Origin of the sequence: Algoriphagus sp. (genome assembly GCF_024305035.1) — a bacterium.
Taxonomy (GTDB): Bacteria; Bacteroidota; Bacteroidia; order Cytophagales; family Cyclobacteriaceae; genus Algoriphagus.
Genome location: NZ_JAMWZB010000009.1, coordinates 14,527 through 38,289 on the forward strand (window position 1 = coordinate 14,527; position 23,763 = coordinate 38,289).

At 42.6% G+C, this 23,763-nt stretch carries 22 protein-coding genes; 10 read left to right on the plus strand and 12 right to left on the minus strand.

All coding sequences use genetic code 11. The features are described 5' to 3' along the window. Window positions 1-114 precede the first annotated feature (114 nt). Window positions 115-444: a BlaI/MecI/CopY family transcriptional regulator gene (locus Q0L00_RS06425; protein ID WP_297336045.1), complete on the plus strand. Its 330-nt coding sequence runs from the start codon at window positions 115-117 to the stop codon at window positions 442-444. An 88-nt stretch (window positions 445-532) separates the two neighbouring features. On the opposite strand, the gene Q0L00_RS06430 is transcribed toward Q0L00_RS06425, so the two are convergent. Next, window positions 533-3,760: a S41 family peptidase gene (locus Q0L00_RS06430; RefSeq protein WP_297336046.1), complete on the minus strand. Its 3,228-nt coding sequence runs from the start codon at window positions 3,758-3,760 to the stop codon at window positions 533-535. A gap of 174 nt (window positions 3,761-3,934) precedes the next feature. Here Q0L00_RS06430 and tyrS point away from each other — a divergent pair, with 174 nt between their 5' ends. Together tyrS and Q0L00_RS06440 are read left to right on the plus strand one after the other, a co-directional pair. After that, the gene (gene tyrS / locus Q0L00_RS06435) at window positions 3,935-5,227 is read left to right on the plus strand and encodes a tyrosine--tRNA ligase (RefSeq protein WP_297336047.1); all 1,293 of its coding nucleotides are present in this window, start codon (window positions 3,935-3,937) and stop codon (window positions 5,225-5,227) included. Between the two features lie 137 nt (window positions 5,228-5,364). Further along, the gene (locus Q0L00_RS06440; RefSeq protein WP_297336048.1) at window positions 5,365-6,060 is read left to right on the plus strand and encodes a TetR/AcrR family transcriptional regulator; all 696 of its coding nucleotides are present in this window, start codon (window positions 5,365-5,367) and stop codon (window positions 6,058-6,060) included. A 56-nt stretch (window positions 6,061-6,116) separates the two neighbouring features. Here the strand turns inward: Q0L00_RS06440 and Q0L00_RS06445 are convergent, their stop codons facing one another. Beyond that, window positions 6,117-7,673, minus strand: a complete 1,557-nt coding sequence (locus tag Q0L00_RS06445; RefSeq protein ID WP_297336049.1) for a peptide MFS transporter — start codon at window positions 7,671-7,673, stop codon at window positions 6,117-6,119. A gap of 282 nt (window positions 7,674-7,955) precedes the next feature. On the opposite strand from Q0L00_RS06445, the gene pckA reads away from it, so the two are divergent. From pckA to Q0L00_RS06460, 3 genes are all read left to right on the plus strand, one after another. Continuing rightward, window positions 7,956-9,557, plus strand: coding sequence for a phosphoenolpyruvate carboxykinase (ATP) (gene pckA / locus Q0L00_RS06450; RefSeq protein WP_297336050.1), 1,602 nt, complete (start codon window positions 7,956-7,958; stop codon window positions 9,555-9,557). Between the two features lie 158 nt (window positions 9,558-9,715). After that, on the plus strand, window positions 9,716-10,153 hold the full coding sequence (locus Q0L00_RS06455; RefSeq protein ID WP_297336051.1) for a peptidylprolyl isomerase: 438 nt from the start codon (window positions 9,716-9,718) through the stop codon (window positions 10,151-10,153). A 123-nt stretch (window positions 10,154-10,276) separates the two neighbouring features. Further along, on the plus strand, window positions 10,277-10,876 hold the full coding sequence (locus Q0L00_RS06460; RefSeq protein ID WP_297336052.1) for a hypothetical protein: 600 nt from the start codon (window positions 10,277-10,279) through the stop codon (window positions 10,874-10,876). On the opposite strand, the gene Q0L00_RS06465 is transcribed toward Q0L00_RS06460, so the two are convergent. The 4 genes from Q0L00_RS06465 to Q0L00_RS06480 form a co-directional block, all read right to left on the minus strand. After that, window positions 10,873-11,571, minus strand: coding sequence for an RNA methyltransferase (locus Q0L00_RS06465; RefSeq protein ID WP_297336053.1), 699 nt, complete (start codon window positions 11,569-11,571; stop codon window positions 10,873-10,875). The genes Q0L00_RS06460 and Q0L00_RS06465 overlap by 4 nt on opposite strands. 17 nt (window positions 11,572-11,588) lie before the next feature. Further along, window positions 11,589-14,201, minus strand: a complete 2,613-nt coding sequence (locus Q0L00_RS06470) for a DNA gyrase/topoisomerase IV subunit A (RefSeq protein ID WP_297336054.1) — start codon at window positions 14,199-14,201, stop codon at window positions 11,589-11,591. Between the two features lie 606 nt (window positions 14,202-14,807). Continuing rightward, a complete protein-coding gene (locus tag Q0L00_RS06475) occupies window positions 14,808-16,709 on the minus strand; it encodes a DNA topoisomerase IV subunit B (RefSeq protein WP_297336055.1) in 1,902 nt (633 codons plus the stop codon). A 16-nt stretch (window positions 16,710-16,725) separates the two neighbouring features. Next, a complete protein-coding gene (locus Q0L00_RS06480) occupies window positions 16,726-17,214 on the minus strand; it encodes a DNA topoisomerase IV (protein WP_297336056.1) in 489 nt (162 codons plus the stop codon). Window positions 17,215-17,520: 306 nt separating this feature from the next. On the opposite strand from Q0L00_RS06480, the gene Q0L00_RS06485 reads away from it, so the two are divergent. Next, window positions 17,521-17,904, plus strand: coding sequence for a hypothetical protein (locus Q0L00_RS06485; RefSeq protein ID WP_297336057.1), 384 nt, complete (start codon window positions 17,521-17,523; stop codon window positions 17,902-17,904). On the opposite strand, the gene Q0L00_RS06490 is transcribed toward Q0L00_RS06485, so the two are convergent. The 3 genes from Q0L00_RS06490 to Q0L00_RS06500 are packed head-to-tail and all read right to left on the minus strand — an operon-like array spanning window position 17,885 to window position 20,211. Beyond that, on the minus strand, window positions 17,885-18,820 hold the full coding sequence (locus Q0L00_RS06490; RefSeq protein WP_297336058.1) for an ROK family protein: 936 nt from the start codon (window positions 18,818-18,820) through the stop codon (window positions 17,885-17,887). The two genes, Q0L00_RS06485 and Q0L00_RS06490, sit on opposite strands and share 20 nt — an antisense overlap. Window positions 18,821-18,862: 42 nt before the next feature. Next, the gene (locus Q0L00_RS06495; RefSeq protein WP_297336059.1) at window positions 18,863-19,378 is read right to left on the minus strand and encodes a YkgJ family cysteine cluster protein; all 516 of its coding nucleotides are present in this window, start codon (window positions 19,376-19,378) and stop codon (window positions 18,863-18,865) included. A 2-nt stretch (window positions 19,379-19,380) separates the two neighbouring features. Then, complete coding sequence (locus Q0L00_RS06500; RefSeq protein WP_297336060.1) at window positions 19,381-20,211, minus strand: S1-like domain-containing RNA-binding protein; 831 nt, start codon at window positions 20,209-20,211, stop codon at window positions 19,381-19,383. Between the two features lie 180 nt (window positions 20,212-20,391). On the opposite strand from Q0L00_RS06500, the gene Q0L00_RS06505 reads away from it, so the two are divergent. Both Q0L00_RS06505 and Q0L00_RS06510 read left to right on the plus strand, forming a co-directional pair. Further along, window positions 20,392-21,282 (plus strand): 3-hydroxybutyryl-CoA dehydrogenase, encoded by an 891-nt coding sequence (locus tag Q0L00_RS06505; RefSeq protein WP_297336061.1) that lies wholly within the window; start codon window positions 20,392-20,394, stop codon window positions 21,280-21,282. A 27-nt stretch (window positions 21,283-21,309) separates the two neighbouring features. After that, window positions 21,310-21,927: a deoxynucleoside kinase gene (locus Q0L00_RS06510; RefSeq protein ID WP_297336062.1), complete on the plus strand. Its 618-nt coding sequence runs from the start codon at window positions 21,310-21,312 to the stop codon at window positions 21,925-21,927. Window positions 21,928-21,962: 35 nt separating this feature from the next. On the opposite strand, the gene Q0L00_RS06515 is transcribed toward Q0L00_RS06510, so the two are convergent. The 3 genes from Q0L00_RS06515 to Q0L00_RS06525 are packed head-to-tail and all read right to left on the minus strand — an operon-like array spanning window position 21,963 to window position 23,243. Then, the gene (locus tag Q0L00_RS06515) at window positions 21,963-22,637 is read right to left on the minus strand and encodes a hypothetical protein (RefSeq protein ID WP_297336063.1); all 675 of its coding nucleotides are present in this window, start codon (window positions 22,635-22,637) and stop codon (window positions 21,963-21,965) included. Between the two features lies 1 nt (window position 22,638). Beyond that, window positions 22,639-23,097, minus strand: a complete 459-nt coding sequence (locus tag Q0L00_RS06520; protein WP_297336064.1) for a DUF2452 domain-containing protein — start codon at window positions 23,095-23,097, stop codon at window positions 22,639-22,641. After that, on the minus strand, window positions 23,097-23,243 hold the full coding sequence (locus Q0L00_RS06525) for a hypothetical protein (protein WP_297336065.1): 147 nt from the start codon (window positions 23,241-23,243) through the stop codon (window positions 23,097-23,099). The genes Q0L00_RS06520 and Q0L00_RS06525 overlap by 1 nt, the downstream gene beginning before the upstream one ends. Window positions 23,244-23,418: 175 nt before the next feature. Between Q0L00_RS06525 and Q0L00_RS06530 the strand changes: the two genes are divergently transcribed. Then, entirely contained in the window at window positions 23,419-23,754 is a 336-nt protein-coding gene (locus Q0L00_RS06530) for an Hpt domain-containing protein (RefSeq protein ID WP_297336066.1), read from the plus strand. Window positions 23,755-23,763: the final 9 nt, after the last annotated feature.

Sequence of the window (23,763 nt, forward strand, 5' to 3'; positions counted from 1 at the left end):
TAATAATCAGATAGTTAGATGTTTTTCAAACTAATTTTAAAACTCTTTGTCTAATTTCTTTGGATTTCCGAAACTAAACTGATAATTTTCTATCGATTTAAAACTTAACACCTTATGAAACCATTAACTAGAGCAGAAGAGGAAATCATGCAGATCCTCTGGGATATCGAGCGAGGATTCGTCAAAGATATCCTAGTCCCTATGCCAGAGCCAAAACCCGCTTACAACACCGTATCCACGATTGTAAGAATTCTGGAAAGAAAGGGGTTTGTTAGTCACAAATCTTATGGCAAAAGCCATGAGTACTTTCCTATCGTATCCAAAGATGAATACCGTACATTCATCATCAAAAGGATGTTGGAAGGGTATTTTGACAGTTCATTTGCCAAGCTTCAGTCTTTCTTTAAGAATGATGATGCTTTGAACAACAAAACCTACCAATAAAATAGGATACGTAATTTTTGAATAAGCACTAGATAATAAAAATGCCGGGTAACTAACCCGGCATTTTTATTTTAGTTTCCATCAAACACTAATCCACTTGCTTTAAAAGTTCCTGGATCGCTCGGTCCAACTGCTGATCGATTCCCTGGTCAATTTTTCCCGGCATATTTTTCACCTCGATCTGGGGTCTGGTTTCATTATTTTCCAGCCATTCCCCTGCTTTGTTTTTAGCAGAAATCGGTACTGCTCCCCAGCGCACCCCATTGGGCAAACTCTCCCAACCGGCAAAAGAACAGGTACCCGGCGTTGGCATTCCGACAGTGATTCCAATATTTAAGTCAGTATAACCGCAAGCAAAACAATGTCCATCTGAATAGTTTGCTTCATTAAACATCGCCAAGGTGGGCTTGGTCCAACGAGCCGTAGGTTCATATCCAACGACTTTATCAGCCGTTGCATAGGTTAAAAACCGATCACCGGTAAAAAACATAGCCAAATCGGCAACCAAATCTCCTCCGCCATTAAAACGGGTATCCACAATCACCGCATCGGTATCATGGTATTTGCCCATCATTTCTTCATACACATTTCGGTAAGGTCCATCGCTCATACCGGGTATATGTACATAGCCCAATTTTCCACCACTTTTCTCGGCCACTTCCTGTTGGTTGGCTTTTACCCATCTTTTGTAAAGCAATCGGTTCTCCTCTCCCAGAGAAATGGGCTTAACGGTCAATTGTTGTGGATTTTGGCCCTTGGCATCGGTGATTTCGATCAAGGTAAACTTATCGGCTTTTCGGTTAAGGAGCTGAGCAAAATCCAGGGTAGGCTCAAGGGTCACTCCATCGATCTTTTGAATGATCATGCCTTCAGACAACTCAAAATCAGCTTTATCCAAAGGACCTCCTGAAATAATTTCAGTGATTTTTATTCCATTTCCTTGATGCCCATAATCCCAAAATACGCCTAAAGAAGCGGTGGCATCTGCCAATGGAATACTTCTGGAATAACGAGCCCCAGCATGCGATACATTTAGTTCACCGATCATTTCTGAGATCATTTCTGCAAACTCGTAATTGTTGCCGATGTGCGGAAGATATTTCTGATAATCCACCTTGGATTGTTCCCAATCCACCCCATGCATATCAGGGGTATAAAATATTCCTTTGGTTCGGAGCCAAATATGCTCAAATAAGAAGGCTAGCTCCGCTTCTCGATCGTAAGTCATTTCTCCGCTGATTTTAATTGGTTCTCGCTTCATGGATTCCGGGTTGATCTTGGAAATGGACCCATCACTGAGTAAATACAGGTTCTTCATTTCCTGATCCCATCGTAGGCTTCCATAGCCCGCATTAAGACTCAATTCCTGCTTGGTTTCTTTGGTTCTCAGATGAGTACTCCAAAGATTCATCCCCTTTTCGAATCGGGCCAAGTAGAAAAGCTTCTCCCCATCCTTACTTAAAACCGCATCCCCCAAATTACTGGAATGAATGGTCAAGCGAGATTTTCGTTCTTCTATTCCTTCCCAATCAAAGGTTAATGGCGCAACCTCCTTTTTTTCCCCCTCCTCTGATTGGGATGATTCTTTATTCTCTTCCTCTTTTTTACTTTTCTTGATCTCTTTCATCAAGTCATATTCCTCCTTGGAAAGGTTAAACGAATCCCAAGCTTCTTGATCAAAAAACAGCATGTAAACATCATCCTCGCTCCTACCGCTTGTGGCATAGCTTCGGAGTCCATCCCGGTTGGAAAACCAAAGCATCTGCTTGCCTTCGTTTACCCAGGTTGCTCGATCATCGGAATACCCGCTTTGAGTGATTTTACGAATTTCTTCTTTTCCAGAGGCATCCAACAAAACCACCTCCGAATTGACCATCGTCGGTCTGTAGGTCGCCAATAACCACTTACTGTCTGGGCTCCAGGTATAGTATTGATCTCCGTCCCGCATGTGAAAAAGCTGCTCGGGAGTCATCAAGGTCACTTTTTCTTGTGTGGCCAGATCCAGCACTTTTATACTGCGCCTATCCTCGACATAGGCTAATTTCTTTCCATCCGGAGAAAGCTTAGGCAAATAGGCATCCCCTTCAAAATCCAACACCAATTCCTCTTTCAGGAGTGTCGAAGCAAAAAAGAAAGGTTCTTCTGGCCTTACTTTGGTGGATTTGAAAATCTGCCAATGCCCCTCCCGTTCACTAGAATAAAGGATTGACTTTCCATCGGGCGCAAATTCAACAAATTTTTCCTCCTCCGGAGTAGTGGTGATTCTTTTGGTCAAGGAACCGTCAACTGAAGTCACAAATACCTCTCCGCGGGCTATAAAAGCAATTTCTTTTCCGTCGGGAGAAAGGCTCATTTCCCGAACTCCTCCATTGATGGAGATGTAATTATCGGGATTTGAAATTGCCTGGGTCTTCAAAGAAACGGGTACTTTCTTGGGGGATTCTCCTTTTTTGAGTGTATAAAGTTCCCCATCATAACTAAACGACATCAGTCCCTGATCGGAACTACTCAAGAATCGAACTGGATATTTTTCAAGTCGGGTTAAGGCCTCAGTTTGGGAAGGATTGGAAAGATTCATGGCAAATACATTAAAATTGCCCTCCGCTTCACTGAGGTAATAAATCTCTGACTCATCAGGAGAGAAAACAGGATTTCTGTCTTCTCCATAAAAAGTGGTAAGCATTTGATGAGAGTTACCTTCGGCGTCAAAGACCCAAATGTCACGTGCTATGCCGGACTGATGATGCTTTCTCCATTCATTTTCCCCTCCTTTTTTATCATGGTAAATGATTTTGCTTCCATCTTGACTTACTTGCGCATATTCTGCAGGCAAAGTCCAAATCTGATCTACTCTTCCTCCCTTGGTTGGCACCTGATACAATTCAGGTTGGGAACCGGTAGGATATTGCCGGTGGCTGGCAATGTCCATTCGGTTTGCCCCAAAGATTACTTGGGTGTCATCTGCTGAAAAATCATAGGGCAACTCGTCATTGGAATGAAAAGTCAATCGTTCTGCCGGTCCTCCGGCTGCCTCCATGATAAACACATCAAAATTTCCGTAGCGATCCGAAGCAAAGGCAATTTTATCCCCCTTTTGATTCCAAACCGGCTTAAAATCATGGCCTTCATGAAAGGTGATTTGTTTGGCTTCCCCTCCGGAACTTGAAACGGTATATAAATCCCCTTTGTACGTAAAAGCGATCGTATTCCCATCGGGTGAAATCGCCGGATACCGCATCCATTGTGGATTATTTTGGGAAAATGCACTCATTCCTGAAATGAGTAAAACCCCCAAAAATGTCAAAGCATTCTTCATAGATTAATTTTTTTTTACGACCTGAAAATACATAAAATAACAAGCAAGAAATTTTCAATTTGAATAAATCGGGGATTTTCTCCTTCAAATGGTCAATTCCATGGATTCCTTTGGGTATTCCTTCCTTACTTGAGTAGCCCCGCTTATATTTGCGCCTGCAATCCAAACGAAAAAATGAATTCATTTATAGAAGAACTACGCTGGAGAGGAATGCTCCAAGACATGACCCCGGAACTAAGCGAACACCTGGAAAAAGGGATGGCTTCTGCTTATCTGGGATTTGATCCGACCGCAGACTCCCTTCATATCGGACATTTAGTCGGGGTAATGACCCTGGTGCATTTTCAGCGAGCCGGTCACAAACCTTTTGCTTTGGTGGGCGGTGCCACCGGCATGATCGGAGACCCTTCTTTTAAATCTGCCGAACGGAATCTTCTGGATAAAGCCACACTGGACCATAATGTGGCTTGTATCCAAGAGCAATTGGCCAAGTTTCTTGATTTTTCGGGTGAATCTAAAAACAAAGCCGAATTGGTCAATAACTACGACTGGATGTCTCAATTTTCATTTTTGGAATTTATCCGGGATGTGGGAAAGCACATTACAGTAAACTACATGATGGCTAAAGACAGCGTTAAGCGTCGATTGGAAGATGGAAGTGGACTTTCCTTTACCGAATTTTCCTACCAGCTCATTCAGGGCTATGATTTTTATCACCTGTGGAAAAATGAGAATTGCACCATTCAACTCGGCGGTTCTGATCAATGGGGAAATATTGTCACCGGAACAGAGCTTATTCGAAGAATGGGGGGCGGAAGTGCTTATGCCTTAACTGTCCCGTTGATCACCAAAGCCGACGGCAGCAAATTTGGAAAGACCGAAGGGGGTTCGGTTTGGCTGGATCCAGAGAAAACCTCTCCCTATGCCTTTTATCAATTCTGGCTGAATGTATCCGATGCCGATGCTTCCAAATACATTCGGATTTTCACCACTTTGGACAAACAGACCATTGAACAGTTGGAACAAGAGCACCAGGAAGCACCACATTTGCGACTACTCCAAAAGGAAATCGCCAAACAAGTGACTATTTTGGTTCACAGTGAAGCCGACTATCAAATGGCGGTCAAGGCTTCTGAAATCCTTTTTGGAAAATCATCTACTGAAGACTTGGCCACCTTGGATGAACGGACCTTCCTGCAGGTTTTTGAGGGAGTACCTCAGGTGAAAGTGCCCCAGTCAGCATATCAGCAATTGGAATCTGTTTTGGATCTTTTTGGGGAAATCACCCAAGGAATAATTTTCAATTCCAAGGGAGAAGCCAGAAAAATGATTCAGGGAGGTGGATTAAGCATCAATAAGGAAAAGGTGACGGACTTCAATGCTCCTGTGTCCCAAAACTTACTCCAAGAGAAATACCTTTTGGTGCAAAAGGGAAAGAAAAATTATTTCATCGTCGAGGTGATATAATTTCTTCTGTATCCATAAAAAAGGCTCTGAAATTAATTTTAGAGCCTTTTTTAGCGCCATCACCGATTTTGAATTGAGTTTAAGTCTTATTTTTGACCCGAGTTTAATATCTTTGAATCGAAAGAGACAGACAGCAAATGGCAGGCGATAAAAATAAAGAAAAATTAATCCTCGAGGCAGCAATTTCCACTTTTACCAGCAAAGGATATCAATCTACGCGAATGGAAGACATTGCCAAAACTGCCAAAATCAGTAAGGGGCTCACCTATTTTTATTACAAAAACAAGGAAGATGTTTTCATGGCCCTGACCCGAAAAGCTTTTGAGCAGTTTAAGGAGGACTTTCGAGAAGTTTACCGAAATAAAGGGAGATCCGGACTGGAAATGATTGTGGAATTGGTAGAACGGATTATCGATTTTGCCGAAAAAAATCAGGTGTTATACGATTCCATTATCAATTTTTTGGATTTGATGAAACGCTACAATTCCGAGGAAGGAAAATCAACTATTAGCCCCTTGATTTTGGAAAGTCCACATTTTCAAAAATTGCTTGAAATCCAACATGACCCGGCAAAAATTGGGGTCATGATTGTCAGTTTGGGAATCAAGGACGGAAGCATTCGCCCTGAACTGCAACCCGAAATTACGTTTTATACGATTTGGAGCATGATTATAGGCTATGAAAAAATGCGTGGCCCGATCGAATACGAAGCCAAAGAGACTAAAATCAGACCTGAAAACTGGAAACCTGGTTTCATCAAACTCATCAAAGAAATGCTGAGGGGAACCATCCAAGCGAGCAGACCTACTACCGTTCAAACGAGCTTGTTTTAAGCGAACTTCGAATAAAACAAGGCTGATCAGATTGATCAGCCTTGTTTTAGGTTTAATTAATGCACATTCCCCATCATTTTTCGAATCACCGGTTTGAGCAAGAATAATAAAATGGCCGATCCGATCACCGTATAAACAATCAATAAGTATTGATCCGGCATTCTCAACAAGGCTTCTTCGGTTCCCCCACTGGCTTCGCCAGCAATCAATCCGGCAAACAAATTACCCAAAGAGACTGAAAGGAACCAGATCCCCATCATTTGTCCGGCATAGCCTTTGGGTGCCAGTTTAGTCACCAAAGAAAGTCCCACCGGAGACAAACTCAACTCACCAAAGGTGTGGAACATGTAAGTCATCAATAACCAGGTTGGAGCAGCCATTTGGCCGGAAGCAGCAATTTTTGCAGCGAAATACATCACAAAGAATCCCAGACCGAGCAACAATAAACCAAATGTAAATTTGAGCGGAGAACTCGGCTCTAAATTCTTCCTTCCCAACCAAACCCACATTCCGCCAAAAATGGGGGCAAAAATTATGATAAACATGGAGTTGATCGATTGAAAATAGCCGGTCGGAATTTCGATTCCCAATACCCGCTTATCGGTAAAGCGTTCTGCAAACAGATTCAAGGTAGAACCGGCTTGCTCAAAGCCAGACCAAAACATAGCCGAAAACAAAAATAGGATCGCGATCACCCCAACTTTATTCCGATCAGATTTATTCAGCCCTCCAAATAGAATCACATAGCCCAAATAACCAATTGCCACCAATGCAATAATGGTCCCTGAAGCTCCTGCTATCGCCGAGACATCAATAGGAATGATCCCGGTAAAAAGGACTCCAATTATCAACGCAGTACCCAAACCAATCCAAGTGACCATGGAGCGAAGTTTGTTTTGCTTGACCCGTTCGGTTTCCTCCAAAACAATCGGTGCATCCCCATATCCATGAAGCGAGCTTCCCGTTAATTTATATTGGATTAGCCCCAGCACCATGCCCATTCCTGCCAAGCCAAAACCCAAATGCCAATCGTATTCGGCCAAAGTACTACAAGCGATTGGAGCGATCAATGCCCCTAGATTGATTCCCATGTAGAAAATAGAAAAGCCTGCATCTCGTTTAGAGCTTCCTTCCGGGTACAGCTGCCCCACTATGGAGCTGATATTGGGTTTAAGTAATCCTGTGCCCAGCACAATCAAAATTAAGCCCAGGAAAAAGGAATTGGTATCCAAAGAAGTTAAAGCCGTCTTACTGGCATAATCCCCACCTCCCACTAAGCCAGGCAGGGCCATCGTAAAATGTCCCATGGCGATGATGATCCCACCATACCAAACCGATTTTTTCAAACCAAACAACCGATCCGCCAGCCAGCCACCGGGAAGCGCCAAAAGATAAACGCCCATGGTATACAATCCATAGATAGCCCCGGAAGTCTTGTCATCAAAGCCCATTCCTCCTTCGGTAATGGCTGCTGTCATAAATAGGATCAGCAAAGCGCGCATCCCATAATAACTAAATCGCTCCCACATTTCTGTGAAAAACAGCGTCATCAGACCTTTTGGGTGGCCAAAAATAGTTGGCCCTTCAAATTCGGGATTGTTAGGAGTTTCCAAAGATTCGTCGATTTAGATTTTGATAAGTTTTACAATGATAAAAGAAATTGTGAATTGTTTCCAAGAGAATTTATGCTGTGGTGCTGAATTAAATCTCACTAAAACCGAAAAAACAATCGAACGAGTTGCCAAAATACAAATGGAATTTGGACAAACCGAAGAATAGTTTGTTTTTCCTTCGAAATCGATTGAACGCTCAAATTTTAGCCTTTTTTTGTTTTGAATTCAATCCAATTATCTAATTTTGGGGGATTAATTTTCAGTATGTAAACCCAAAATTTTATGCAGGATTTAGCTCTGGCTCCCCAGAACTCACCTTTGGACTTTCTCGGCTTTGAGTCGAACCAAAAAGTCCATTATAATCTTAGTGAAGCCGAACTCATTGAACTTTCACTGGGAAGAAAAGAAGCGCTCCTTACTTCCACCGGAGCTTTGATGGCCGACACGGGAAAATTCACCGGAAGGTCTCCCAAAGATCGCTTTATCGTCAAAGATGAAAAAACGGAAGAATCGGTTTGGTGGGGTGATATCAATATTCCTTTTGAAGAGGAAAAATTCGATCGTCTGCTGGAAAAAATGAAAGCATTTCTAGCGGATAAAGAACTTTTTGTCCGTGATGCCTTTGCTGGAGCAGATTCCGAATATCGTCTCAATATCCGGGTAATTAATACCCTAGCCTGGCACAATCTTTTTTGCCATAACATGTTTTTGCGTCCAACGGCCGAAGAGCTCTCCCATTTCAAGCATGATTTTACCATCATTTGTGCACCCGAGTTTGAAGCAGACCCCGAAACAGACGGCACCAAGAACCCAAATTTTGCGATCATCAACCTGAGCAAACGCATGATTTTGATCGGAGGCACCGGGTATGCTGGAGAAATGAAAAAGGGGATATTTTCGGTATTGAATTATATTCTGCCCTATGAAAAGAATACACTTTCCATGCATTGCTCAGCAAATGTGGGCAAAAATGGAGATACTGCCGTGTTTTTTGGATTATCCGGAACCGGAAAAACCACCCTTTCGGCCGATCCAAACCGAGCGCTGATTGGAGATGATGAACATGGCTGGACCCAAAAAGGTGTGTTTAATTTCGAAGGGGGCTGCTATGCAAAAGTCATCGACCTCAGCCGAGAGAAAGAACCCGAAATCTGGGATGCCATCAAATTTGGAGCAATCGTTGAAAACACTCGATTTAAGCCGCATAGCAGGGAGGTGGATTATGGGAATAAATCCGTCACAGAAAATACACGGACGGCCTATCCGATCCATTTTATTCCCAATGCCCTGGTGCCGTCTATGGCAGGAATTCCAAAGAATATATTTTTCTTGACAGCCGATGCTTTTGGGGTAATTCCTCCAATTTCCAGGTTGAATAAAAGTCAAGCCATGTATCACTTTATCTCCGGTTACACCGCAAAAGTAGCAGGCACCGAAATGGGGATCACCGAACCCAAGCTAACGTTCTCTGCTTGTTTTGGAGCGGCATTTCTACCGCTTCACCCGACCTATTATGCTACGCTTTTTGGCGATGCGATGGAAAAAAACGACACCAAAGTATGGCTGGTCAACACCGGTTGGACCGGTGGACCCTATGGAGTGGGATCTCGAATGAAATTGGCTTATACCCGAGCTATGATCGCTGCTGCCCTAGAGGGAAAATTAGATCAGGTTGACTACAAAACCCATCGTTTCTTTGGATTTCAAGTTCCCCAAACCTGCCCAAATATCCCCGATGAGGTGCTCAATCCGCGCAACACCTGGCAAAATCCAGAAGACTACGATAACCAAGCTTCTTCTCTTGCCAAGGCTTTCATTCAAAATTTTAGCCAATTTGAAAATTTTGCCAACCCAACACTACGCAGTGGGGCTCCCCGGCCCTAAACCCATTAACCCAAATGTAACCCTAGACCTACTCGATTGGAGTAGGTCTTTTTTGGTTTAGGGATCCAAAAAAGTACAATAAAATCCTAAAGGAATGCATATAATTAAAATCATCTCTTATTTTTGGCTTCTTTAAAATTTAACTCGAAAAACAAAAAATGAAAACTGCTGAAATCATTACCGAAAAGGGAATTATGAAGTTGGAATTCTTTGAAAAGGATGCGCCAAATACCGTGAAAAACTTCGTCGATTTGTCCCAAAAGGGATTTTACGATGGTCTTACTTTTCATCGAGTCATTCCAAATTTTGTTATCCAAGGCGGATGTCCCAAAGGTGATGGGACAGGCGGACCTGGGTATAAAATTGATTGTGAATTGACAGGAGACAATCAGTATCATGATCGTGGTGTGATCTCTATGGCCCATGCAGGAAGAAATACCGGGGGGTCACAATTTTTTATCTGTCATAGTCGAGACAATACCAAACACTTGGATCGAAACCATACCGTTTTTGGAAAAGTCGTTGAAGGATTAGAGGTAATCGATCAAATCAGAGCTGGCGATAAGATCGAAAAAATCACCATTTTAGAAAACTAAACTTGGCTGAATTAAAAAAGCGGAGGTCTGAGATTTCCGCTTTTTTCCATTTTTAGGCTTTGGGTTTAAGTTTTTGCTGCTTTGGAATAGTTATTGAAAGCCTTGAAAGTCAATTATATTTCTATGCAAAGATTATTTTACGCTTTCCTTCTTATTTTAATCACCCAGGGAGCAATTGCCCAGCATTATGGAAATGCCTTGGGTTTACGATTGGGCAACAGTAATTTCAACCGAACTGTAGGAATGAGTTACCAGCATCGAGTTCAAAAAAACCTAACCTTAGAGGGAATCCTTCAGTCTGATTTTTCCAGAAATACCACTGTCCACCTGTTGGTAGAACGCCACAGACCTATTTTGTCCAAACGACTCAATTATTATTACGGTACCGGATTAGCATTAGGAAGAGAGGAAAGCTTCTTTAAAAATGAACAAGACAAAACCATTACGCATACCTACGGCAACGGGACTTTCGGGGTAGATTTTATTTTGGGATTGGAATTCACAGTAGTTAAAACAGTCCTTTCGCTGGATTACAAACCAAATGTAAATTTGATGGGTAGATCCGAATTTTTCAGGGGGCAGACAGGGTTTACCGCCCGAATGGTCCTGACCAAAAGCAAAGAACAGAAACGTAAGCAACGTCAAAAAGCAAAGGCCAGAAGAAAAGCCTCCGGAGAATCGTTTTCTGACCGCTTCAATTCCCTGTTCAACACAAAAAACTAAAGCAAATTCTTTTCTCGGAATAATCGCTCGTGAACTTCAGAATTTTTTACTACCTGTCGATACCAAATCATCCGTAATTCATGTTTCTCTGCTTCAGTCAAAAAAAAGTCGGGATGAAGTTCGGGCTTGGCTTTCTTCATTAATTCAAATAGAAAAATGGAGGCAGAAACTGATATATTAAAACTTTCAGTAAAACCCAGCATCGGAATGTGCACCAATCCATCACTTTGACTTTTAACCTCTTCACTCACTCCTTCGTGTTCATTTCCAAAAACCAAAGCAATTTTTTGAGATGCGTCTAAGTCTAAAATGGAGGTTGAGTTTTTGTCAGGGCTGGTGGCTAAAATCCGATATCCCTGCTCACGAAGTTTTGAAAAGCATGGCTTCACTCCGGAGCCTGTTGGTTCAAAATACTTATGAATGGTCACCCAATCGGAAGCCCCACGCGTCACATAAGGATTGATTTTATACTGATTAGTCTTTTCAATAATGTGTATATCCTGAATCCCAAAGCAATCGCAAGTCCTTAAAACAGCACTGGCATTATGAGGCTTATAAATATCCTCCAGTACTACGGTGAAAAACCGAGTTCGCTGGTTCAATACTTTTTCCATCAACTCCCTTTTATGTGGAGTAATGAATTGACTGAAATAGTCCAACAAACTCAGTTCGAACTTTTTATCGGTTGGCGACATGCTCGGATGGGTCAAATTTAAAATAACCCAAGCTGTTCCTCATCATCTTTTTTGGGCGAAAGATCAAGGGTACTTCCCACTTCGAAATCATCGGCTGAGTCCGGGGAATTGTCAGCCTGCTCGGCAGGTTTAGCTGCTGCTTTGGGAGCAATCAGGGACAATTCATTGACCTGATGGGTACTGAGCTTATTCCCCATGGCTTTCCAGCCTTTGATATCAATCAACATATCCAAATCATAATCGACCGTTTCGGTTTCCTTGCCTTTTTGAATCTGAGCCGAAACTTGAGGCTGCTTGTCTGTGGAGACAATTTTTAGATAGGAAGATTTGTGATCAGAAATAAAGTTAAACTTCTTGTTAACCGTGGTCGTTTCGATCTGGAAACGCTTGACATAAAAGGTTTTACTGGCTCCGTCAAAATAAACAGCCGAAACTACTTTTTCCGGATCAAATTTCTCGATCAAAAGCACCTCAGCGGGTTCATAACGGTTGGTCAATTCGAAATTGGTCAGTTCATAATCTCCTGATTTGTAGCAGACCAGGATTTTATCCTCACCTAGAAAATTACCGATGAGTTTCCCGCGTTCATCGGTATTGATTCGTCCCACCACCGCATCGTAATAGATATCCAATCCACCTAAAGTAGACACCCCTTCCATTTTGAGTTGAATCTTGCGAACAGGATATTTGGTTAAAATATTTCCGCCGGCGCCCCGTCCCTTGATTTCAATGGTGGAAAAATCAAAATCAAATACCTTCACTCTGGCCTTTGCTCCTTGAGTCAGGTAAACGGTAACAATCTCTGCCTCTCCATTTGGGTTGGCTGTGAGGTAAAGCGTTTTGGAGCCTTTGGTCCCTTTGGTTAAATCATACTCCTTATCTCGGGTGACCCCTCCGGGCTGAAAACGCTTCACCATCGCCCGACCCGAAGTACCATCAAGGTAAATCAGGTTGAAGGTCAGACGATCGTCATTCTTTCGATAAATCCCCACATGAAGGATATCCTTCCCCATGAAGTTTTTCTCTTGAATTTTGGAGACCATCATTTTTCCATCCTTTCGAATGACGATGATATCGTCCAAATCTGAGCAATCACTCACAAATTCATCCTTTTTCAGCCCCATTCCGACAAATCCATCGGCACGATTTACGTAGAGTTTGGCATTATTGGCAGCAACCACACTGGCCTGAATGGTGTCAAAGGCACGGATTTCAGTCTTACGCTCCCGCCCTTTGCCGTATTTTTCAAGCAGGTTTTGATAGTAATTAATGGAATACTCGGTTAGGTGCTTGAGGTTGTAATTGACTTCCTTCAACTCATCCTGAAGTCGCCTCATGAGTTCATCAGCCTTGAAGGTATCAAACTTGGAAATCCGTTTGATTTTGATTTCAGTCAATCGAATCAAATCCTCTTGGGTAATGGTACGATAAAAATCAGGCTTATAGGGTTCAAGCCCCTGATCAATGGCCTCCAAAACCGCATCCCATGTAGTACACTCTTCGATGTCTCGATAGATCTTGTTCTCAATGAAGATTTTCTCCAGGGAGGAAAAGAGTAATTTCTCCATTAATTCACCCTTCCGGATTTCAAGCTCCCTTTTGAGTAAATTTTTGGTCTGTTTGGTGTTGTATTCCAGGATTTGGTTGACCGTCAAAAAGACGGGTTTATCCTCGATAATGACGCAGGCATTCGGTGATATGGAAATCTCACAATCGGTAAAGGCATAAAGCGCATCAATGGTTACATCAGGCGATACCCCTGGGGCCAAATGAATCTGAATCTCTACATCTTTGGCGGTATTATCCACCACTTTCTTGATTTTGATTTTCCCTTTATCATTGGCTTTCAAAATCGAATCAATCAAAGAATCCGTGGTTACCCCATAAGGTATTTCTTTGATTAATAATATTTTAGAATCTTGCTCTTCAATTCTAGCTCTAACCTTTACTTTCCCTCCTCTTAAGCCCTCATTGTACTCGCTAAAGTCGGCCATCCCTCCGAGCATAAAGTCGGGAAGCACATTGGTTTTATTTCCTTTCAGGATCTCAATGGAAGCTTCGATCAGCTCACAGAAGTTGTGCGGAAGGATTTTGGTCGACAGTCCCACCGCGATTCCTTCTACTCCCTGCGCCAATAAAAGCGGAAACTTGACCGGAAGCGTGACCGGTTCCCTTTTCCGTCCATCATAGGAAAGTTGCCATTCGGTCGTCTGGGGATTGAAGACTACCTCGAGAGCAAATTTGGAAAGGCGCGCTTCAATGTACCGAGCAGCAGCAGCTGAATCTCCGGTTCGCACATCCCCCCAGTTTCCCTGGGTCTCGATGAGCAGTTCCTTTTGACCCAAATTGACAATTGCATCTCCAATGGATTGATCTCCATGAGGGTGATATTGCATGGATTGCCCGATGATATTGGCCACCTTGTTAAATCTCCCATCATCCATTTCTTTCATGGCATGGAGAATCCGGCGCTGAACGGGTTTTAATCCATCCTCGATAGCGGGAACAGCCCGCTCCAAAATCACATAGGAGGCATAATCCAAAAACCAATCTTTATACATGCCCGTCACCGGAACCGAATCGTGTAGGCTTTCGTCTGAATCTCCAGGTTTATTAAGTTCTTCGCTCATTTCATTAAATCCGATTTTGATACCGATTGACCACCAAAAGGACAATCCCGACTGAAATCATGTTTCCGATTAGAAAGTAATCGTTTGATCGTTTATTTCTCTCAATTTTTTTTTGCTGTTCCAACGGTTAAAGCTCCGGATAAGTCCAATTCATGATCAATCCCGCTCAACAAACAGCGCTCTAAAAAAGGAGGTAGATGATCCCATTCCACCTGGGCAGTTTCCGAATGGATGGAAGTATCCATCGTACACCAAACAGTAGCCTAAGGTAACTAGACCGATTCAATTCCTTTTCTACTTTTCCCCTTTCCTTCAGCGTTCCACTGAAGTTGTTAAGCTTTTGACCACAGATGAATCTTATTTCCCCGGAGGATAGGCTAAGATGAAAGCAAATCCTCAATTAAATCCTGATGGATCTGAAATCAACTTTGCAAATTCTTGCTTAAGCAGAACCCCTTCCTCCTGAGTACTGTCCAGTATATCCCCCTTTAAAATCCAATTCAGCATCATTTTCCTGTTGTTTTGAATGCTAATTCATTGCCTATTTTCACCCTTTCACTATTTTTTGATTGGGTTATCCAATTCCTCGAAATGGATCATTCAGGCTTAGGCGGCCTCTTCTTCCTCTTCCTTTACTTCTTGGTTCCGAGGATCATCCAAAGCCAAATCCTTTTCAATTTTCAAATTATCAATAATGAAGTTTTGACGATCCGGGGTGTTTTTTCCCATGTAGAAGGTCAGTAGATCCACAATTTTGGTTTCCTTATTCAATATGATGGGTTCGAGCCGAATATCCTCTCCGATAAAGTTCCCGAATTCTTCGGGCGATATTTCACCTAAGCCTTTGAACCGGGTGATTTCAGGTTTATTGCCCAGTTTATGAATGGCCCGCTGACGCTCTTCATCCGAGTAGCAGTAAATGGTTTCCTTTTTATTTCTCACTCGAAAGAGCGGGGTATCCAGGATGAACAGGTGACCATTTTTGACTAAATCCGGAAAAAACTGCAAGAAGTAGGTCATAATCAACAGACGGATATGCATGCCATCCACATCTGCATCGGTGGCAATCACGATTTTCCGATAGCGCAGATTTTCGATGCCGTCCTCGATATTGAGGGCATGCTGCAGCAAGTTAAACTCCTCGTTTTCGTACACCACCTTTTTGGTCATTCCGAAACAGTTCAAGGGTTTTCCTCGAAGGGAAAATACCGCCTGTGTCTGTACATCCCGGGATTTGGTGATCGATCCGGAAGCTGAATCCCCCTCGGTAATGAAGAGCATCGTATTATTTTTTTGATCCTCATTGGCTTTGGGATCATCGTAATGTACCCGACAGTCTCTGAGCTTTTTATTGTGAAGATTGGCTTTTTTTGCCCGCTCGTTTGCCAGTTTTTTAATGCCCGAAATTTCCTTTCGCTCCCGCTCAGATTGTAAAATCCGCTTGAGTAAGGCATCTGCAACAGCCGGATTTTTATGCAGGTAATTATCCAGTTCAGTTTTGATAAAATCATTGACAAAAGTCCGTAGGGTAGGCCCTTCGGGTCCGACAGACTGGGAGCCCAATTTGGTTTTGGTTTGCGATTCAAAAACCGGCTCTTGGACCCGAACAGCAATGGCAGCCACTACACTTTGCCGGATATCAGAGGCATCGTAATCTTTTTTATAAAATTCCCGAACCGTTTTCACAATTGCCTCCCGGAAAGCTGCCAAGTGTGTCCCCCCTTGGGTGGTGTATTGCCCATTGACAAACGAATAATACTCTTCTCCGTATTGATTGGAGTGGGTTATGGCCACTTCAATATCATTCCCTTTGAGGTGAATAATGGGATATCGGGCACTTTCTTCGTCCACCTTATTGGAAAGCAAATCATACAATCCCCGGTCGGAGAAAAATTTCTTTCCATTAAAATTAATGGTCAGCCCGGCATTCAAATAGGCATAATTCCAAATTTGATTTTCGAGGTATTCAGGGATAAAATGGTAATTTTTGAAAATACTGGCATCTGGGGTGAAAATCACTTTGGTGCCGTTTCGATCAGAACTTTTTTCAATTTTTCGATCTTCGATCAAAATTCCCTTTTCAAATTCCGCCACTTTAGTTTCTCCATCCCGGTAGGACTGCACTTTGAAATAATCCGATAGTGCATTGACCGCTTTGGTACCTACGCCATTCAAGCCAACAGATTTCTGAAAAGCACCGGAATCGTATTTCCCCCCAGTATTGATTTTGGAAACACAGTCGATCACTTTTCCCAAAGGAATGCCACGTCCGTAGTCTCGGATTTCTACCCGATGTTCGGAAATCTTGACTTCAATCGTCCGCCCATACCCCATCATATGCTCATCGATGGAATTGTCCAGGACTTCTTTAACCAACACGTAAATCCCATCATCCTGTGCACTTCCATCGCCAAGTTTGCCGATATACATGCCGGGACGCAATCGGATATGTTCTCTCCAATCCAGGGATTTAATACTGTCTTCGTTATATTTTACCGCTTCTGCCATAGTCTTAGATTCTACCTTAAGCTTTCAATTGTTTGGCTTTTCCCACAAACAGCGCCACTAAACCGATGATCCAGACCACCAATAGAACTGGAATCAAGTAAAAGAAAACGTTGAAATAATCCGAACTGATTCCTTCCTGATTGTTGATCGCATGAAAATAAAAGGTCATAATGCCCAAGCTTACATTGAGCACTCCTCCAAAGGAATAAAACCAGGTTAACATGTAATCCCGATAAGGATCACCCAGTGGGAAAATCCGATGCATTTTCTGATGGGTTTTGGTTTCCAGCATTTTTGCTGGAAAAATCGCAATCACATTGAACAGGATGAACGCACCAATCAAGCCATAGAATAAGGAATCCTTCCCTATTCGTCCCCCACCGGATTCACTTTCTCCTAGGTTATAAATCACCTGTTCACTCATGGCTGAATAGAAATACAGCAATAAAAACAGGAAAATGAAAATACTAAAATAATAGAAGGCTTTGCCAAATCGGTGATACATAGGATTGCTTCAATTGAATGCGCTAATATAACCGATTTGGGCAAACAGCAGCCGCTATTTTCGGTTTGGTAATCAGACAATATTTGTCGGAAAAAATTAAGGGAATGATTTCCAAGGCTTAAGCCATGGCTTGTTTTGACTTGGGAAGGGAACAAAAAATACGGGGCCAGTAATCTAAACTAAAACCCTTTCAAAAGAAGCAAAACAAGTAGGTGGCTATCCATTTCTGAAAAATTCACCAAAATCAAATTACATAACACTTGGCAACCTTGCCCTGCGTACCTTTGACCGTTAAAATTGAAATTTATGAAATTTTCTATTGCCCTTTTGGCTGCTGTACTGTTGAGCCTGGCCGGATGCTCTTCCAAATTGGAAACCGGAACCCTCAATATGGAAAACTGGAAAAATGACCGTTACGGCTGTAAAGGTCTTCGCATCCAGGATTTAGAAGAATTGCAGCGAATTAAAAATTCATTTTTGGGAGCAGATAATCAGGCCTTAATCAAAACCTTTGGAAGGCCGGACCGAGTGGAGCTCGTGGATAAAAGCCAAAGTTTTTTCTTTTACTTTCTGGAGCCCAGTGAAAATTGTGCTGGGGTAGAAAGCGAAAAAGAACCCCTGAAGGTCCTTTTTCGAATGAATGCAATCAGCAAAGTTTCAGAAGTTACGATTACAACCCTGAACCCATAAAACAGAGTGCCGCTGCCCCCAGGGTACCGGCATTGTTTTCCAAGGTCGCTTTTTTCAATACCAGGTTTTTATTGTAATACGGGGTCAGATATTGGCGGATGGTACGCTCCAAGGCTGGCATCATAAACTCCAATCCGGCAGAAATCCCCCCTCCAAAATGAACTTCTGTTACATCAAGAATACGAACAGCCGATACAATAGCCGAGCCTAAAATCACGCCCACCTCTTCAAAAACCATCAAGGCTACTTCGTTTCCTTCTCGTGCGGTGGCTACCAATAGGTGAATTCCCAGTTCATTATCCTTTAATCTTCCTGCTTTATCCGGGTAGGCCGCGATCAATCGCTCCATGATGTCCAGGATTCCTTTTCTTCCTACGAGCGTTTCGAGTCTTGCATTTCCGGTAGAGAGCATGTGCCCCATCTCCAGGGCATTTCCTCGAGAGCCTTTGAAAATCTGTCCATCCAAGACCAAAGCACTTCCGATACCGGTTCCCATGGTGATGAACAAAAAATTAGCTGAGGCATCGTCTTTGCCAAAATAAAACTCACCGATAGCCGCCGCCGCGGCATCATTTTCAAGAAAGAACTCGATGTTGGGATACTTTTTTTCCAATCCTTCCTTGAGTTTAAAATTGTTCAAACTCGGAATGGCCGGGATTTCCAAAGGCGTGGTTCGGTCTTTACTGATCAAACCCGGCAGTCCTATCCCCACTTTTTCCACTTGTGGATATTTTCTCAAATATTTCTCCAAACCTTCAATAAAAGCCACTCCAAATCCTTCAGGGTGATCCCTAAAAGGAGTAGTTTCTTCTTTTTCAAAATCCACGATGGTCCCGTTTTTATCGACGAGTCCGATTTTTAAGTGGGTGCCCCCCACATCAACGCCTAAAAAGTGCGTCTCCTTAATTTCAGTCATATCATTGATAGGTTTGATATTCAAAAAAGCCAAAAAAAAGTTTTACTTCCTATAATCTTTGCCAATCTGCTGGAAAATTTTGTAAACCGCAGGGCAAACCAAGGTGTTTTTGAGGGTTAAACCCAAAATTCCATGCATATTCTTTCGGTTGGTGTGTGGATACTCCCGGCAGGCCTTCGGACGATCCTGGTACACCAGGCACTTATTATCTTCCCCCAAAAAGGGACATGGTGAACTGTTCAACACAAAATCCCCTTCCTCATCACGGTGAAGGTAGGTGTCCAAAAATTCAGCCGTTTTCATCCGAAACACTTTTGCCAAACGATCCACATCGGTTTGTAAAAAAATCGGGCTGGTCGTTTTGCAACAATTGGCACAATCCAGACAATCCATTTCTTCAAATACAGCATCATGAAGCACTTCAAACGCTTCATCCAGTTCTTTGGATTTGACTCGCCTGAGTCGGTCTTTGAGTTTTTTATTGGCAGAAAAATCCGAACTACTTTCGGTTTTAAACTGCTCCAAATCTAGCTCAGTCTGATCCTTCCTCTTAGCCATGGCTAGTCTATCAAGGTAATTCCTCCATCCACCAGCTTGATTTCACGGGCTTTATACAATTGCCCGATGCATTGCTTAAAATGCTTTTTACTCATACCCAGTTGAGACTTAATTTCTTCCGGGTCAGACTTATCGTGTAAGTTTAAAAATCCTTTCTCCTTCAAAATACTCAATATCTTCTCGGCCCCTTCCTCGTATTTTTCTCGCCCCACAGGCAAAAGCTGCAGATCAATCTTTCCATCATCTCTACGTTTTTTGACGTATAATTTCCGACTAGTACCGATTGGAAGCGATTCGAACACCTCATTGGCGTAGATTAATCCCTCATATCGATCTTCCAGTAAGACTTTATAGCCTAAATCGGTTTTGTCAAAAATCAATCCTTCCACTTCATTTCCCGGCTCGTAGTCTTTGGGAGCGGGATAAATAAAATCCCGATACTTGGTACTCCCTATGAGTCGATTCGTTTTAAAATCCACACAGACTCTCACTAGGTATTTCCCCCCTATTTCCATTTGCTTACCCATTTCAGCGTTGGGAACCAACAGGTCCTTGAGCAAGCCCCAATCCATAAAGGCACCAAAAGGGGTGATTTCTTTGGCCTCCATGACTGCCCATTCATCCAGCAGTGCCTTGGGCCTGTCCTTCACTGCGACGGGACGATCTTCACTATCGGTATAGACAAAGACCTCGACCCAGTCGCCTTCTCGCTCATCCCCGGTAAGATAGCCCTGAGGCAATAAGAGCTCCCCCCCATCCTCCAAAGCCAAATAGGCACCAAAATCGGTGAATCGATTGATTTGTAATTTACTGATTAAGCCAAGTTCTTTCATGCAGTAAAGGTAGGTATAAATCCAAAACTCAGGGGATGAAAATCGGACAAACAATGACTGGAATCAGCAGGTTAAAAATTGGAATTACCTCTTAGGAGAAGTAGTTTTGACCAGACGAACCGTTCGGTTGGTTTATCGAAAACCCAAATACTAACGTTTTTATCTACTAACTCACTAAAAATGAAAAATATAACCGTAATTGGATCCGGGACGATGGGAAATGGTATCGCCCACGTTTTTGCACAAAATGGATTTGAAGTTTCCCTTGTCGATTTGAACGAAGAGTTTTTGACAAAAGCCCTAGCCACCATCAGCAAAAATTTGGATCGGCAGGTAGCCAAAGGAATTTTAACCGCGGAAGAAAAAGATAACACGCTCGGAAGGATCCATACACTCACCCAGCTGGAGGAAGGTGTAAAATCTGCTGACCTCGTGGTCGAAGCTGCCACAGAAAACATGGGGGTCAAACTAGATCTGTTTAAAAATATCGATGCACTGGCACCAAAATCGGCCATTTTGGCCTCCAATACCTCCTCCATTTCCATCACCAAAATCGCTGCAGCCACTCAGCGTCCGGCTCAAGTTATTGGGATGCACTTTATGAATCCCGTGCCTGTAATGAAATTAGTGGAAGTAATCCGAGGATATGCCACCACCGATGAGGTTACCCAAAAGATCATGAAGCTTTCCGAAGGCTTGGGTAAAGTGCCTGTGGAAGTCAACGATTATCCAGGATTTGTAGCCAATCGCATCCTGATGCCCATGATCAATGAGGCAATTTATACCCTTTTTGAAGGAGTAGCCGGAGTAGAAGAAATTGATACGGTCATGAAACTGGGAATGGCCCATCCCATGGGACCTTTACAATTAGCCGATTTCATCGGCCTGGATGTGTGTTTATCTATCCTTCGAGTCCTACACGATGGCTTTGGCAATCCAAAATACGCCTCTTGCCCGCTTTTAGTCAATATGGTGGAAGCCGGATACAAAGGAGCCAAAACAGGTGAAGGATTTTATCATTATACACCGGGAAGCAAGGAGCTGGAAGTCGCTGCTCGATTCAAAAAATAAGTTACTCTTTCTAAACCTATCCTATCCATGCACCTAGCAGTATCCGGAAATATCGGAAGCGGAAAAACTACGCTTACCGAAAAACTAGCCAAGCATTATGGCTGGAAAGCTGAATTTGAGGCAGTAGACAATAATCCCTATTTGCCGGATTTTTATGAAGACATGAAGCGATGGGCGTTTCACCTGCAGGTTTATTTTCTAAACTCCCGCTACAATCAAATTCGGAAAATCCAGGATGAAAATCAAAACACGATTCAGGACCGTACGATTTACGAGGATGCCTACATATTTGCAGCCAATCTGTATAAAAGTAAGTTGCTGACTGAGCGGGATTATTGGAATTACCGGAGTTTGTTTGACTCGATGATCCGTCACGTCAAAGCTCCCGATTTACTGATCTATCTCAAGGCAGATATTCCCAAACTCGTCGGGCAAATCGAAAAGCGCGGTCGAAGCTATGAAACCACCATGCGGATAGACTATCTCAAAAATCTAAATCAGCATTACGAAGATTGGATCGCTGGGTACAAGGAAGGGAAATTGCTGATCGTTGATGTCAATGAGCTGGATTTTGTAGAGCGATCAGAAGACTTTTCCTTTATCGTGGAAAAAATCGAACGGGAGATTTTTGGATTATTTGCCTAATTCTTCTTTCAATTTATTGGCAAAACCAGTTCTTTTTAGGACTGGTTTTTCTTTTCTGCCTCGATTTCCAATTTGCGAAGCAACCAACTGGAAACCACCTTTTGCTGCTCCTCTTTTGGATTCATCAGCAATTGATCCAAACGACGCAGGGCACCACCGGTCATCAGCGTTTCAAAAGGAGAAATTCGAATCAGTTTAAAGCCATGAATTCGGGACAGCAAATCGATTTGAGCGTCGTTATAGGCACGCAGTTTCCAGCCGGCAGATCCATTTCCCGAAAAGTCCCCGATTTCTTCGGAGTCCCCAAACCATTGTCTTGCAACCGGAGGACCATTCCAATGACGCCCCTGAAACCCAGCCTTCATGCATTCTTTTTCAAAAGTTCGGCAAAGGCGTTTGTGAGCCTCCACAAATGGAAATTGAAAATTATCATAAAGCTCTGATCTAAAAGTTTTTAACCGGTATCTATTGAAGTTCAATTCAAAATCAACCAGGATAACCATCCGATTAATTTTGGCATCAAATTTCACTTTTTCGAGTTGCGGAAAAGGTCCTTTACCACCTAACTCTTCAAAAATTTCTTGAAGCCAAGTTTTCCCTTTTTCATCCAGAAATTTGGGATTGACTTCCATGGCAATGTTTTGCTCTACTCCATCCAACTCTTCGTTGAGAATAGCCAATAAGTTCTGGGCAAAAATACTAGACATCATTTTAGGTATTTTCCCGGAGAATTTCCCAGGTATGATCGGCAAGCAATTTTACTTCGGCTACAAAGCTGGCAAAATTCTTCTTTCTTCCCCACTCTTCGGGCGCAATCATGCTTAGAAAGTCCACGCCATCTTCTTTTTGGTAAAGGAAATAGTGGTGATTGATTAAGGGTTCAAAAGGGATAGAGGCTTGGTAAATCCGCTCAGAAACTTCTACTCTAGCTTTGATTTTTTTTGCCTGATCGGCCAGCAGCTGCATTTGATCATAAATCTGAGCCATCTGCATCTCAGTTTGGGATTGCATGGCAGCTACTGCCCGCCCCGTGATTTTACCCTTGTCTTCGGGTTTGATCAGTGCACTACCCGAATGATGCGCATAGGGCAAGGTCCCCGGCGTATCGGTGGTTTTATCCTTCATGCGCTCCAGATCGAGCCGATCGATATCTATTTTTTTTCCCGTCATTAGTCTTGTCCAGTACTGATTCGTTCTTTCAAATTCCCCTTTGCTCCCGGAAATGTCGTCCGCTGGGAGATGTCATACCCAATCCAAAGCATGAGCAACATGAATAGGACAAATAGCAAGAGAAATAGTTTTTTGTTCTTTTGCATAAATCGGTTTATTTCATAGAAACCAAAGAGATCAGCAAAATTAATTAGATGCCTTAAACCTCCCTAATTTTGGTTGAATTCTTAAATCTCAAAGGTAGAAATAATGTGATTTGAAAAATGTTTTTAATTTTAGAGAATGGAGACTCAAAATTTTTAACCCCCCAAGAAAACAACTATGTATAAAATCATCAGTGAGCAAGCCATATACCAATATTTCGGTGATGACGACCCGGATATGATTCGGGAAATGATTCAGATAATTTTAGATACCAATATTGCAGATTTGAAAGAACTGGATACTTTTTACGCTATACATGATTTTAAAACCATTAAAAAAAGATGTCACAAGGCCAAACCCAGCATGAGCTATATTGGAGCCTTAAAAACAAGGAAAATTCTGGAAGACATCGAGGCAAATTTAGAGGGTTCGGAGAAGCTAAATAAACAACTCCAAGAAGAAATCCGAACGATCGAAACCGAACTGGCACAATTTCTCGGTGCGCTTGCTTAATCGCATCTA